The following is a 13,133-nucleotide window of genomic DNA, read 5'->3' as shown; positions in this document are numbered from 1 at the left end:
TGAGATTATGAAAAGAGAAACAGTGATCTTGCAAAAAGAAATGGGTTACCCTGTTGCAGATACGTTAATACGTCTCCTCGCATATATCGTTGATCTCATCGTCTTATGGTCGGTACGCCAAATCGCAATTATTCCGATTTTAACGATGCTAGGCGTCATGAATCAAAATGTTATTTTTGATGCAATTCCAATACGCAGCATTGTCGTAGCGGTCGTATTTTTCCTTTACTTCGTTTTAATGACATATTTCTTTGGCCAAACGTTAGGAAAAATGATTTTCGGTATTCGTGTTGTTTCAAGTAAAGGGTACGAGTTAACATTTGCTCAAGTATTATATCGAGAACTTATCGGTCGATATATTACGCAAGCATTATTAAACTTACCGTACTTAATGATTTTATTTAACGAAAATCGAATGGGACTTCATGATTTTATCGGAGACACATTAGTTGTAAACAGAAAAGAGGTTGAATATACTGTGGATGTAGAGACTAATAGAAAAGAAGGGCTGGTTTAATTTATGACGACAATTACTTTTGGTGGAAATGAAGTTAAATTAGACGGAAAAGCTGTTGAAGTTGGTCAACATATCGATAGTTTTAATGTCGTGAATAGCGAATTAAAAGATGTAGAACCGTTAAAAGAATATGCAGGTACAAAAAAGCTGATTAGTGTTGTACCATCTCTTGATACAGGAGTTTGCCAAGTTCAAACGAAAACATTTTATAATAAAGCAGCAGATGTTGAAAACACACAGTTAATTACAATTTCAAACGACTTACCATTCGCTCAAAAACGTTTTTGTGCAGATGAAGGTATCGAAAATGCAGTAACTTTTTCAGATCATAAAGATCTATCATTTGCGAAACAATTCGGTACGCTAATGCCACATTTACGTTTACAAGCGAGAAGTGTATTCGTATTAGACGAAGACGATAATGTTGTCTACGTAGAATACGTACCTGAAGGTACAAACGAACCAGATTATGACAAAGCAATTGACGCTTTAAAAAATATTTAATCAATTGTTATAATAGGGCTATTCGAAAGAATAGTCCTTATTTTTTTAGAGGTGAACTTTTTAATGGAACTCAGTAATTTAGAAAAAATATACGAAGCATTAGTAAATAAAACAGATGATATTCATGAACATACTGGCTTATCGCGAATAGAATCATTGTCTCAAGCATTATTAGAAGTAGACGTAACAGGTACAAAAATAGAGAAGCGAAAAGCATTTCAGTTTGCTTATTTAAAGCAGTTAAAAGAAGAGCAAGTACAACCGAACCATCAACTGACTCCAGACGTCATCGGGTACACAATCGGGTATATCGGTAACGTACTAAATGAAAATAGTAGCGGTTCGGTGTTAGATGTCGGGAGTGGATCTGGCCATTTATCGATGACGTTAAGTGAGTTAAATTCAGAATTACAGTTAAACGGTGTCGAAATCGATCCGACGCTCGCTGAATTAAATGCAAATCTATGTGAGTTTTTAGAGACACATATGAAGATATATCCACAAAATATTATCGAACAAAACTTTATCGAGCCAGTTGATTTAGTCGTTGGAGATTTACCCGTCGGTTTTTATCCGGTAGAGGTTGAAGGGTATACGACAGCGTTTAAAGAAGGTAAAAGCTTTGCGCATCTTTTAATGATTGAAGCGGGGATGAATAAAGCAAAAGAAGACGGAATCGGTATTTTTACAGTACCTTCTAACATCTTAACCGAAAATCAAGAAACGTTTAAAACGTATATAAAAGAAGATGTGACGTTACTCATGTTCTTAAACTTACCGAAGACTATTTTTAAAGACGAAAAAAGTCAAAAGTCGTTAATCGTTCTGAAAAAAGGGCACGTGGCATTAAATAATAAAGATGTTTTAATCGGAGATATCCCTGATTTTAAAGACAAAGACAGTATGAAACAATTTTTATCAACAGTTGAAGCGTGGCAAAAATAATCAGATGTTTGTTTAAATGACTAAACGGATAGAATAGTAATACAAACCTTAAGGAGGGTTTATGAAATGAAATACGACAAAATATATATTGACGGCGAGTGGGTCAAACCATCAACGTCTGACTTGATTGAAGTTGAGAATCCAGCGACAGAAGAAATTTTTACAACGGTTGCTAAAGCAAATAGTGAAGACGTCGATAAAGCAGTCGAAGCAGCAGCACGTGCATTTAAAAGCTTCAATGAAACGTCTTATGAAGAGCGTCAAAAATACGTTGAAGAAATTTTAAACGGAATTAAAGAGAGACAAGAAGACTTTGAGAAAGTCATTCGACAAGAACTAGGAAGTTCATATAATTACACAAAAGCAGCTCAGGTTGAACAAGCAATCAAAGAGATGACACTCGCACTTGAGAACGCGGATAAAGTAAAATTCACAGAACATCATGAAGGATTTGATCTAGTACGTGAAGGTGTAGGTGTTGTAGCAGCAGTGACACCGTGGAACTTCCCACTGAATCAAATTCAAAGAAAACTTACATGTCTTTTACTCGCTGGTGCTACAGTCGTACTAAAACCGAGTACGAAAACTCCAGTTGCAGCATTTTTACTTGCTGAAGTGATTGATAAAACAAGCCTTCCAAAAGGTGTATTTAACATCGTCCCTGGATCTGGTAGTGAAGTTGGAGATGCGTTAACTGGACATGAAAAAGTCGATATGATTTCATTTACTGGATCTACTAAAGTAGGTCGAGGCATTTATGAACAAGCAAAAAGTAATATTAAAAATATACACTTAGAACTTGGAGGAAAATCACCGAACATTTTACTTCCTAAAGGTGATGCTAAAAGAGCAGTAAAACAATCGATGGACGCGATTATTAATAACGCAGGACAAGCATGTTCAGCACTTACGCGTTTAATCGTTCCTGAATCTCGACTAGAAGAAGTGGAAGCATACGTTAAACAATATATCGAAGAAAACGTACGTGTTGGAAATCCTGAAGATGAAAACAATACGATTGGACCAGTCGTCTCTAAAGAAGCTCAAGACCGTGTGTATAACTATATCGAAAGCGGTAAAAAAGAAGCGACGTTACTAATTGGTGGCGGTAGAGTAGAAAGTGAAGACAAAGGATATTACGTCGAACCGACGGTATTTACAAAAGTCGATAACAACAGTAAAATCGCGCAAGAAGAAATATTTGGACCAGTTTTATCGATTATCACATATAACGATGTCGATGAAGCGGTAGAAATCGCGAACGATACGACGTACGGGTTATACGGTGCAGTATTTGGTGAAAATGACGAAGAAGCATATGACGTTGCCAAAAAATTACGCACAGGTAGTATCATTATAAACGGTGCAGCAAGAAATCCAGCCGCACCATTCGGTGGTTATAAACAGTCTGGTATCGGTAAAGAAATCGGTTGGATCGGTATCGAAGAATATACAGAAACAAAAGTGTTATTTAAGGAGTAATATAAAAATAAGCCTCTACTTTTTAAAAAGTAGAGGCTATTTTCATGGGAATTAATTTACTTCATTTTGAACGAGCTCATCTGTTGCGACTGTCGGTTCAAAATCTTCAGGTAAAGTTTCAGTTCTTACAACTAATACATCACATGGTGCATGACGTACAATAGCTTCAGAGACCGATCCAATAATGAATCGTTCAACTGCGTTTAAACCTGTAGAACCAACGACAACTAAGTCTGCATTTGTGTCTTTAACAATTTTTTTAGGAATCACTGATTTCGGTGAACCGTATTCTACGAGTGTAACGACATCTAATACACCGTCAGCCAGTGCTTTTTCTTTATAGCCTTGTAAAAGCTTATCTGCAAAGTTTTTAGCACGTGCTGAAATCGTACGATCATACGCTTCAACTGATGCGTAACTTCTCGTATCAATAACGTTTGCGACGATTAAACGTGCGTCCGTTTTCTTAGCTAAGTTAACAGCTTTTTCAAATGCCCACTCTGCTTCGTGTGATCCATCGACTGCGATTAAAATGTTTTTGTAATCTAACATGTCATTTCCTCCTTAACTTTCAGTACACTATACCCTTTAGCGACTAAAAATAATCAAATAGTAATTAAAATTTGCTAACTTGTACTGTTAATTTTATTTTACCAAATTTTGTATGATAACGATAACATTTTTATGAATGAGTATGTTAATATAAAATAAAGAAAGAGTTTTCATAACAAAAGAAAAGGGGTTATACTTCATGATTATTGGTGTACCTAAGGAAATTAAAAACAACGAAAACCGTGTTGGGCTTACGCCGGATGCAGCATATGCATTTGTCCAAGCAGGACACGAAGTGCGTATTGAATCTGATGCTGGTGTTGGTTCTTTCTTCACTAATGAAGAGTATGTAGAAAAAGGAGCAACAATTGTTTCATCAGCAAAAGAAGCATGGGACGTTGATATGGTCGTTAAAGTTAAAGAACCACTTAAAGAAGAGTTCGATTTCTTTAAAGAAGACCAAATTATCTTTACGTACTTCCACTTAGCACCAGAGGTCGACTTAACGAAGGCGTTAATTGATAAAAAGGTTACAGCGATTGCTTATGAAACAATCGTCGACAGATTTGGTGGATTACCACTATTACAACCGATGAGTGAAGTTGCTGGACGTATGGCAACTCAAGTGGCGGTAGAAAATTTATCAGCAATTAAAGGTGGACGTGGTATTTTACTTGCAGGTGTACCTGGAGTAGACCGTGGTAAAGTTACGATTATCGGTGGAGGTAACGCAGGTACAAACGCAGCGAAAATTGCGGTTGGACTCGGTGCGAGAGTTACAATTTTAGATTTAAACCCACATCGTTTAAGAGAGTTAGATGAGTTATTTGGTGATTCAGTGCAGACGTTAATGTCTACACCGATGAACATTAAAAAAGAAGTTGAGTCGAGTGACGTCGTCATTGGATCAGTGTTAATTCCAGGTGCAAAAGCTCCTGTATTAGTGACTGAAGAAATGATTAAAAACATGGGTGACGGTTCAGTCGTTGTTGACATCGCAATCGACCAAGGCGGTAACTTTGAAACATCTGACCGCATTACAACTCACGACGACCCAACGTACGTGAAACACGGTGTAATTCACTACACAGTTGCGAACATGCCAGGTGCAGTACCTAGAACGTCAACAATCGCATTAACAAACGCTACGTTACAATACGGTCTTCAAATCGCAAACTTAGGTGCTGAAGAAGCGGCAAAACGTAACGCAGGACTTAAAGAAGGCTTCAACGTGTATAAAGGTCACGTGACTTATAAAGCTGTTGCAGAAGCACAAGATTTAGAATACGTTGAAATTGATTCATTAATCTAATATACAGACTGTTTGAAAAGGGATGAGTGATAGTAGCTCATCTCTTTTTTCTACGGATTCAACGACTGGGATAATTTCAATACGCTTTCTCGCAAATGACTTTAGTTTTGCGAGCGGCTTTAATTCGTTATAGTTTTTAAAATCTATATTTCTCACATCATACATGACTGCAGTTGCGTTATGTTGAATAGCTATTTCTAAATTCTTAGATTGTAAAAAGTATGGGATATTGGAAAACGACGGGCCGATAATTAGGTGTTTATCCTTAACCATCGTTGACAGTTCTCTTAAAAAGTTACTGTCTAATTCATTCTTGACGATACATTGATCCGTCACGTAACCATCGATGCTATCCGTTTCTTTTATCGTTTCATAATGAATGTTTTGAATAATAAAAGGATCTAATTCATTTAAATAGTTGAGTGAAATTAGAACAGTCGAATTTTGATGCATTATTTTATACATCTTTGCAACGAGTGGATTAGATTCTAATTGGTGATTTGTAAAAAAAACGAAGTCCTCAGATTCAGTCAATGAATTAACTTTAAAAATAGTATTCATAACAACACCTCTAACATAATATAGCACACCTATATGGTTAATCTTTTAAAAATTCGGTTATAAATACAGTATATAAAGGAGGAAATATAATGACAAAAGTAACGTATCACGGACATTCAGTCGTTCAGTTTGAACACGATGGTGTAAAAGGGATTTTCGATCCTTTCATCACTGGAAATGAATTAACAGATTTAAAAGTTGAAGACGTAAAGGTAGATTATATTTTACTCACGCATGCACATAATGACCACGTTGGAGACACGGTTGAAATTGCTAAAAACAACGATGCAACAGTTATTGCGCCAGTTGAATTAGCGGGATATTTAGAAACTCAAGGATTAAACACGGTAGGCATGAACATCGGAGGAGAGAAGTCGTTTGATAGTATCAAAGTAAAATTCGTGCAAGCATTCCATTCATCAAGCTATACAGACGATGACGGAAACGTTCATTACGGCGGAATGCCTACAGGAATCATTTTAACTCTTGGCGATAAAAAGATATATCATGTAGGGGATACAGCAATCTTTAGTGATTTAAAACTCATCAATACATTAAATGGTGAGATCGATGTTGCATTCGTACCAATCGGTGACCACTTTACAATGGGAATTAGCGACGCGATTCACGCAACAGACGAATTAATTCAGCCACGTGTTGTAGTGCCTGTACATTACAATACATTCCCACCAATTGAACAAGATCCGGAAAAATTTAAACAAGCGCTCAAAACAGAGTGCCAGATTTTAAAGCCAGGTGAAGCGGTGACATTTAAATAATCTCGAGGTGAGGTTAAGGTCGGGTGGACTTTGTGTTTTTTCATCTTAATTAACAAAAATTAGTCATGTAGGTGAAAATTTGTTAAATATATTAGGATAATTAACAAAAATCGGCTGTGGCGGGCAAAATTTTGTTAGATAAAAAATTATATTTAACAAAAATGAGACGTGGAGTTTGAAATTTGTTAAATAAATCAGGATATCTAACAAAATCGCGAAATTTTTGTTAATTAAATTTCGGCGAAAGAGCGTTTATATTAATTTAGAGATTAATTACACAATCGAAACCGGGCTTTTCATCCTTATTTACAAAAATGCATCATTTAGCTGAAATTTTGTTAAATATATTAGGATAATTAACAAAAATCGGCTGTGGCGGGCAAAATTTTGTTAGATAAAAAATTATATTTAACAAAAATGGGGCGTTGAGTCTGAAATTTGTTAAATATATCCGGATATCTAACAAAATCAGGAAATTTTTGTTAAATATATTTGGCGGAAGCAGTATTTTCATTCTTAAGAAGAATAAATACACAAAAAGACCGGCTTTTTAACACGAAACACCACAGCAATAGTTTTTTTAAAAAAACAAGATAAAACACCCCATCACCGAGGTGAAGTGTCAGATCACGTCGCTGGTTGGGGTGTTTTTATTGTGAATTAAATTAATTAAATAAAATCTTACCGATATCAAGTGGGTGGATATTTTCGTCGCCTTTATAAACGCGCATGTTTCCACCAGAGATTTCGTCGATTAATAAGATGTCGCCTGTTTCTTTATCTCTACCGAATTCGAGTTTAATGTCGTAGAGTTCTAAGTCTTTTTTGAGTAGCTCGTATTTAATGATGTCACAAATTTGGATCGTGAGTGATTCGATTTCGTCGTACTCTTCGTTTGTGAGGAGTCCTAATATATCGAGCGTTTCTTTTGATGCGACTGGATCTTGTCGTTCATCGTCTTTTAACGTAAATTCTACGACAGGTGATTTTAATACTGTGCCGTTTTCAATGTATTTACCATAGCGTCTGTAGTAACTACCAACCGCAACGTATCGGCAGATGACTTCTAATCCATCTCCGAAGTTTTCGATTTCATTTACGCGCATTTCTTTTTTGTCTAAGTCGCTTGAAATGTAGTGTGTTGGGATTTTTTTATCTTCTAAAATTTTAAAGAAGTGAGAAGTCATTTCAAGACCAGCACGACCTGAACCTTCTACAGTCAGACCAACTTGGTTTTCACCTGGATCAAACACTCCGTCTTTACCTGTCATATCATCTTTAAAATAGAGGACGATATCTCCGTTCGTATCTTTAAATACATCTTTCGTTTTACCAGTATAAATACGTTCCATAACAAACTCCTTACAAATCAGTGATATATTAATCATATAAAAAAATTACGCTATTGTCATTTTAAAATTTAAAAAAACCACCTAACTTTTTGTTAGATGGTTTCTACATAATCTTATTGTTTATTGAGTTTGTCGTATGCTTCATCTTCAATCGGTAAGTTTGATTTAAAGTATTTACGTGCTTTGTTAAAGTGTGTCACGTTAATAATTCCTAAAGCGATAAAAATACCACCGATTATATATGTCACAACCGTATTAAACTGAACGATTGAGTTTGTACCGAAGATGATTAAAAACACGCCAAACCATAATCTAGCCATCGCGTTATAGTAAGCTTTTCTCACGTCACGTTTCGTACGAATTTGACGTACTTTGTAGATGAAGAACATTAAGAAACTTACGATTAGCGCTGTGACTAATGTAGTAATTAACAATTGAAAACCAGTGCTCATTATTACAACTCCATTCTACTGTAGTATAATTGCTTAAAGGGAATATCACAACTATTAATGAGGTGTTTTTATATGTTTAAAAAATTTTTAAATCAATTATCATCACTAAATCAATATAAAAATGAAGCGTTTCAAAAAATTGAATCCGCAAATTCGATTGTGATTTTACGACATATTCGTCCAGATCCAGATGCTTTAGGATCTCAACTCGCTTTAAAAAAGTTTTTACTCAATAAGTTTCCAGAGAAAAAAGTACGCGCTCTCGGAAGTACTGAAGAGAACTTAGAATTTATGGGTGAACTTGACGATGGCGAAATTACTAACGAAGATCTCGTTATTATTTTAGACACGGCTAACGTCGAAAGAATCGACTACGACGGAGATTATAGAAATGGTCAGTACGTTATTAAAATCGACCACCATCCAAATGTCGAGCCATACGGAGATGTTAATATCGTAGAAACATCTGTGTCTTCAACGTGTGAACTGTTATATATGTTTTTATCGTTATTTGATAGTGACGCTATTAATGAGGACGTTAAGTCACTCGCGTATTTAGGAATTGTCGGAGACACTGGTCGATTTTTATATAATTCACATGAAACGACTTATGACGTCATGAGTGACATTTCTAAAGGGGGTTTAGACACGAATAGTCTATTACTAGAACTGTACAAAAAATCGTTAGAAGACTTTAAATTTACTGGGTTTTTAATCAGCAACTTTAACTTAACAGATAGAGGTGTACTCAGTGTCTTTGTGTCGATTGAAGACCGTGAAAAGTACGGGGTAGATGAGGCGAATGCTGCGTTACAAGTGAATGTGTTTAGAGAAGTTGAAGAAGTTAAAGTTTGGTTTATGGCACTTGAAACAGAAAATGATATCCGTGTACGTCTACGTTCTAAAGATGTGCCGATTAATGACGTTGCGCAGCATTTTGGAGGGGGCGGACACAAACACGCAAGTGGCGTTCGTTTCAGAAGAAGAGAAGATTTACAGCTGTTAATTGAAAAGTTAGAAGAAAAATTATAAGAGGCGGAGTGAATACGAATGATCAATTTAAATGTGCATAGTAGCTATGAATTTTTAAATAGTAATATTCAAATTGATCGCCTTATAAATATTTTAAAAGAAGACGACCAGTGTTCTGTTGCGATTACGGACTTCAATAGTATGCACGGTGCATATGAGTTTTTACAAAAAGCACAGACAAATGATATAAAACCTATCGTTGGACTAGAGATTAGTATAGAAGATGATTTTAAGACGAGCGATATTGTGTTGTATGCAAAAAGTTTAAAAGGTTTTTATTTTCTATCTAAACTATCTTCTAGAATTAGTTATAAAAAAACTGAAGTCATTCCATTATCATTTCTAAGCGATATTACAGACTGTATTGCGGTTCTTAAAAATGATGAAGGACTTAACATCTTTGAATATATAAACATCCCTGACGAGGATAAGTATACTGCGCATACTGTGAATAGTACGTATAAAAAAGCCTACATTCGTCCGAGTTACTACTATAAAAAAAGTGATGCTGCAGTCGTTAACGTATTAAATGCTATTAAAGAGAACGAAAAAATAGACTTACAATATTTAAACGAAACAGACGGTGACGACTTTATTAAACTACAAGCGGATATCGTTAAATATAGTGATTATTTAGAAACGAACAAAGAAATCGTCGATAAATGTGACGTCTATCTGCCGAAAGTGGAATATACACTACCGAAGTTTACAGAAGGGTCAAGTGAAGAGTTATTAAAAGAAGAATTAAAAGATGCGGTAAAACGTAAAATAGGACATATGACAGACGCATACCGTGACCGACTAAATAAAGAATATACAACAATCGTCAACATGGGATTTGCAGATTATTTTTTAATCGTTTCAGATCTCGTCAGATATTGTAAAAACAATGAAATTTATGTCGGTCCAGGTCGTGGGTCATCTGGAGCGAGTTTAGTCGCGTATTTACTTGATATTACTGACATTGATCCGATCGAGTACGATTTACTATTTGAACGATTTTTAAACGAAGAGCGTGTCACGATGCCAGATATCGATATAGACTTTGCATCTGTCGATCGTCCGAAAGTAATCGATTATTTACAGCAAAAATACGGCGAAATGCACGTTGCGAACATTTTAACTTATAACAATATGACAGCTAAAAGTGCTGCGCGTGAAGTGGGCCGTATATTTAGCTTTAATGACAGTGAACTAAAAGAAATTTCAAACATTATCGATGAAAATAATGTTGACCTTGAACAAGCATTTAACTCTGACAGATTTAACAACTTAATTGAAACAAATGTTAAATATAAGCTGTTAAAAAAATACGCATTAAAAATAGAAAACTTACCACGAAACACTTCAATTCATGCTAGTGGGGTACTGCTTGGTAGAAATCCTTTAAACGAAGAAATACCAATCATGTTTAATGAAACAGGTGTCATAAGTCAGTGGCCGATGGAAGACTGTGAAAAAGTTGGGCTTTTAAAAATCGACGTCTTAAGTTTACAGACGCTGTCGTTAATTCGCTATATGAGTACTCGTATCAAAACACGTAATCACGATTTTGACGTAAATAAAATACCTTTAGACGATAAAAAAACATTTCGACTATTATCTGCTGGAATGACAGCTGGTATATTCCAATTAGAATCTGATGGAATTACGAAAGTAATCGAACGTTACAAACCGAATAGTTTACTCGATCTTGCGCTCGTTCTTGCGATGTACAGACCAGGTCCGATGGAACAAATCGACCATATCATCGACATTAAACATTCTTCAAAAAAAGTCATTTATCCGCATGATGATTTAAAAGAAATTTTAAAAGATACGTACGGAGTCATGATATTTCAGGAACAAATTATGCAGACGACTCGAAAAATTGCAGGGTTTAGTTTGCAAGAAGCGGATATTACACGACGCGCGATGGCGAAAAAGAACCGCGACGAGTTAATGCGTGAAAAAAGTAAGTTCATTGAAGGCGCTGAGCGGAATCACTATAGCCGTGAAGTGAGTGAACACTTATTTGATTTAATTTTAAAATTCGCTGATTACGGTTTTCCAAAAAGTCACGCGCTCGTCTATGCGTTAATTACGTACAGAATGGCGTATATAAAAGCACATTTCCCGGAAGAGTTTTATGCGGTCATGCTGCTTGACCATAAGACGAAAGAAGAAAAACTTGCAAATACGTTACGTGAGTTAAAACGATTAAAGGTTCATATAAAACGACCAAGTATTCATGAGTCGTTTTATAACAATACGAGCAAAGACGGATTACGTCTCGGATTTTCGATGATTAAATATATAACGAAAGATATCTCAAATGGAATTGTTGAAGCAAGAAAAGAGAAACAGTTTGAAGACGTGTACGATTTTGTATCACGTATGAATCAGTTAGGTATAAGATTAAACGAAAGACAACTTCGCGCTTTAATTCTTTCAGGTGCGTTCGATGACTTTAATCGCTCGAGAAAGTCGTTATTACAACAATCTAAAAAAGCATTAGATTCCATTAAAGATGGCGTAGACCAAATTAATTTACTCGACATGGTGCTCGGTTTAACAATAATTCGCCCTGAGGATGAAGACGTCGAAGAAATGACCCAACAAGAACTCATCGATGGAGAAATCGAAATGCTTGGATTTAATATTTCAGAGCATCCAATCATTACAAAACATAATGATGTTCAATATATTCCGTTTTCATTACTCGATCATAAGTCTAATAAACAACGAGGTATTTTTCTCGTTTCTATACTTAGTGTGAGACAAATAAGAACGAAGAAAAATGACGACATGGCTTACGTATCAATCACAGACGGGCATACTGAAATGGATGCGGTACTTTTCCCGAAAGATTATATGATCAACTTATCAAAACTTCAACAAGATATACTCGTAATCGACGGTCGGATGGATGAGTACAGAGGTAAAAAACAATTAATCATCTCTAGGGTTTATATTGTGGATGATTTTATAAGAAATTATATTAAAGATACGAAGTATGTCTATGTAAGAAATTACGAAGATACGCAGTTTAAAAAGCTGTTGTCATCGGAAGGAATTCCAGTTTTTGATATGGAACAAACGAAACTTGGACACATGCGACATAAGAATTTAAATCGACTTATTAATCTGTTAGGAAAAGAAAATGTACGTTTGATGAAATGAAAATTGCTTGAAAATTTAAATCATGTTATTATCAGTGGTACGACCACTGAAATGGCAGGTATAAAATGAACCAGAAAACTAGATTTGAATATATTTTAACTGAACTAGAAAAAATCATTCGTGAGACGAATATTCAACCTGGAGACCGACTTCCAAGTGAACGATATTTAAAAGAAGAGCTAAACGTTTCGCGTCAAAGTGTACGTGAAGCTTTAAGAGCGTTAGAAATGTTAGGTGTCGTTCACGTGAAAATTGGAGAAGGTACATATCTCGCTGATTTTAAAGAACATCGATTATTTGATATCATCGGACGATTTTTAATTAAAACGGATGCACAACGTGATGAGTTAATGGAAATCAACGAATTATTCGAACGATATATTGATGAAAAATATGACGGCAAAAAAACGGTTGAAGAATCGGATAATTTAATATTATCTACAATTTATACGATCATTAAAAAATATACAGATTAACAAAATG

General features: G+C 35.3%; 13 protein-coding genes. 9 read left to right on the top strand and 4 right to left on the bottom strand.

What is annotated here, in order from left to right:
* Positions 1 to 7 precede the first annotated feature (7 nt).
* The 4 genes from HMPREF2767_RS04945 to HMPREF2767_RS04930 all read left to right on the top strand — a co-directional run bounded on the left by HMPREF2767_RS04945 (position 8) and on the right by HMPREF2767_RS04930 (position 3,448).
* Positions 8 to 517 (top strand): RDD family protein, encoded by a 510-nt coding sequence (locus HMPREF2767_RS04945; RefSeq protein WP_070622797.1) that lies wholly within the window; start codon positions 8 to 10, stop codon positions 515 to 517.
* Between the two features lie 3 nt (positions 518 to 520).
* Entirely contained in the window at positions 521 to 1,021 is a 501-nt protein-coding gene (tpx, locus tag HMPREF2767_RS04940) for a thiol peroxidase (RefSeq protein WP_068129284.1), read from the top strand.
* 63 nt (positions 1,022 to 1,084) lie between these two features.
* Positions 1,085 to 1,966 (top strand): class I SAM-dependent methyltransferase, encoded by an 882-nt coding sequence (locus tag HMPREF2767_RS04935; protein WP_070622796.1) that lies wholly within the window; start codon positions 1,085 to 1,087, stop codon positions 1,964 to 1,966.
* Between the two features lie 66 nt (positions 1,967 to 2,032).
* Complete coding sequence (locus HMPREF2767_RS04930) at positions 2,033 to 3,448, top strand: aldehyde dehydrogenase family protein (protein WP_070622795.1); 1,416 nt, start codon at positions 2,033 to 2,035, stop codon at positions 3,446 to 3,448.
* A gap of 51 nt (positions 3,449 to 3,499) precedes the next feature.
* On the opposite strand, the gene HMPREF2767_RS04925 is transcribed toward HMPREF2767_RS04930, so the two are convergent.
* Positions 3,500 to 4,000: a universal stress protein gene (locus HMPREF2767_RS04925; protein ID WP_068129290.1), complete on the bottom strand. Its 501-nt coding sequence runs from the start codon at positions 3,998 to 4,000 to the stop codon at positions 3,500 to 3,502.
* A gap of 199 nt (positions 4,001 to 4,199) precedes the next feature.
* On the opposite strand from HMPREF2767_RS04925, the gene ald reads away from it, so the two are divergent.
* Positions 4,200 to 5,312 (top strand): alanine dehydrogenase, encoded by a 1,113-nt coding sequence (gene ald, locus HMPREF2767_RS04920; RefSeq protein WP_040928732.1) that lies wholly within the window; start codon positions 4,200 to 4,202, stop codon positions 5,310 to 5,312.
* On the opposite strand, the gene HMPREF2767_RS04915 is transcribed toward ald, so the two are convergent.
* On the bottom strand, positions 5,304 to 5,873 hold the full coding sequence (locus HMPREF2767_RS04915; protein ID WP_070622794.1) for a hypothetical protein: 570 nt from the start codon (positions 5,871 to 5,873) through the stop codon (positions 5,304 to 5,306). The genes ald and HMPREF2767_RS04915 overlap by 9 nt on opposite strands.
* 89 nt (positions 5,874 to 5,962) lie before the next feature.
* On the opposite strand from HMPREF2767_RS04915, the gene HMPREF2767_RS04910 reads away from it, so the two are divergent.
* The gene (locus HMPREF2767_RS04910; RefSeq protein WP_070622793.1) at positions 5,963 to 6,652 is read left to right on the top strand and encodes a metal-dependent hydrolase; all 690 of its coding nucleotides are present in this window, start codon (positions 5,963 to 5,965) and stop codon (positions 6,650 to 6,652) included.
* A gap of 665 nt (positions 6,653 to 7,317) precedes the next feature.
* On the opposite strand, the gene HMPREF2767_RS04905 is transcribed toward HMPREF2767_RS04910, so the two are convergent.
* Positions 7,318 to 8,004, bottom strand: a complete 687-nt coding sequence (locus tag HMPREF2767_RS04905; protein ID WP_070622792.1) for a phosphoribosylaminoimidazolesuccinocarboxamide synthase — start codon at positions 8,002 to 8,004, stop codon at positions 7,318 to 7,320.
* Between the two features lie 113 nt (positions 8,005 to 8,117).
* On the bottom strand, positions 8,118 to 8,456 hold the full coding sequence (locus tag HMPREF2767_RS04900) for a YtpI family protein (RefSeq protein ID WP_068129297.1): 339 nt from the start codon (positions 8,454 to 8,456) through the stop codon (positions 8,118 to 8,120).
* Positions 8,457 to 8,528: 72 nt separating this feature from the next.
* Between HMPREF2767_RS04900 and HMPREF2767_RS04895 the strand changes: the two genes are divergently transcribed.
* The 3 genes from HMPREF2767_RS04895 to HMPREF2767_RS04885 all read left to right on the top strand — a co-directional run bounded on the left by HMPREF2767_RS04895 (position 8,529) and on the right by HMPREF2767_RS04885 (position 13,126).
* Complete coding sequence (locus tag HMPREF2767_RS04895) at positions 8,529 to 9,488, top strand: DHH family phosphoesterase (RefSeq protein WP_070622791.1); 960 nt, start codon at positions 8,529 to 8,531, stop codon at positions 9,486 to 9,488.
* 18 nt (positions 9,489 to 9,506) lie between these two features.
* Positions 9,507 to 12,650, top strand: a complete 3,144-nt coding sequence (locus HMPREF2767_RS04890) for a DNA polymerase III subunit alpha (RefSeq protein ID WP_070622790.1) — start codon at positions 9,507 to 9,509, stop codon at positions 12,648 to 12,650.
* Positions 12,651 to 12,715: 65 nt separating this feature from the next.
* Positions 12,716 to 13,126: a FadR/GntR family transcriptional regulator gene (locus HMPREF2767_RS04885; protein ID WP_068129303.1), complete on the top strand. Its 411-nt coding sequence runs from the start codon at positions 12,716 to 12,718 to the stop codon at positions 13,124 to 13,126.
* The last annotated feature ends 7 nt before the right edge of the window (positions 13,127 to 13,133 follow it).

The sequence above is a fragment of the Nosocomiicoccus sp. HMSC067E10 genome (assembly GCF_001810835.1).
In the GTDB taxonomy this organism is placed as follows: Bacteria; Bacillota; Bacilli; order Staphylococcales; family Salinicoccaceae; genus Nosocomiicoccus; species Nosocomiicoccus ampullae_A.
Note: the sequence above shows the minus strand (reverse complement) of the source record. Positions and strands in the feature narration are given on the sequence as shown.

What these genes read in the sequence shown, in the direction of transcription:
- HMPREF2767_RS04915 (WP_070622794.1), bottom strand. Translation starts at nt 5,873, where the DNA reads ATGAATACTATTTTTAAAGTTAATTCATTGACTGAATCTGAGGACTTC.
- HMPREF2767_RS04895 (WP_070622791.1), top strand. Translation starts at nt 8,529, where the DNA reads ATGTTTAAAAAATTTTTAAATCAATTATCATCACTAAATCAATATAAA.
- tpx (WP_068129284.1), top strand. Translation starts at nt 521, where the DNA reads ATGACGACAATTACTTTTGGTGGAAATGAAGTTAAATTAGACGGAAAA.
- HMPREF2767_RS04910 (WP_070622793.1), top strand. Translation starts at nt 5,963, where the DNA reads ATGACAAAAGTAACGTATCACGGACATTCAGTCGTTCAGTTTGAACAC.
- HMPREF2767_RS04945 (WP_070622797.1), top strand. Translation starts at nt 8, where the DNA reads ATGAAAAGAGAAACAGTGATCTTGCAAAAAGAAATGGGTTACCCTGTT.
- HMPREF2767_RS04925 (WP_068129290.1), bottom strand. Translation starts at nt 4,000, where the DNA reads ATGTTAGATTACAAAAACATTTTAATCGCAGTCGATGGATCACACGAA.
- HMPREF2767_RS04885 (WP_068129303.1), top strand. Translation starts at nt 12,716, where the DNA reads ATGAACCAGAAAACTAGATTTGAATATATTTTAACTGAACTAGAAAAA.
- HMPREF2767_RS04935 (WP_070622796.1), top strand. Translation starts at nt 1,085, where the DNA reads ATGGAACTCAGTAATTTAGAAAAAATATACGAAGCATTAGTAAATAAA.
- HMPREF2767_RS04905 (WP_070622792.1), bottom strand. Translation starts at nt 8,004, where the DNA reads ATGGAACGTATTTATACTGGTAAAACGAAAGATGTATTTAAAGATACG.
- HMPREF2767_RS04900 (WP_068129297.1), bottom strand. Translation starts at nt 8,456, where the DNA reads ATGAGCACTGGTTTTCAATTGTTAATTACTACATTAGTCACAGCGCTA.
- ald (WP_040928732.1), top strand. Translation starts at nt 4,200, where the DNA reads ATGATTATTGGTGTACCTAAGGAAATTAAAAACAACGAAAACCGTGTT.
- HMPREF2767_RS04890 (WP_070622790.1), top strand. Translation starts at nt 9,507, where the DNA reads ATGATCAATTTAAATGTGCATAGTAGCTATGAATTTTTAAATAGTAAT.
- HMPREF2767_RS04930 (WP_070622795.1), top strand. Translation starts at nt 2,033, where the DNA reads ATGAAATACGACAAAATATATATTGACGGCGAGTGGGTCAAACCATCA.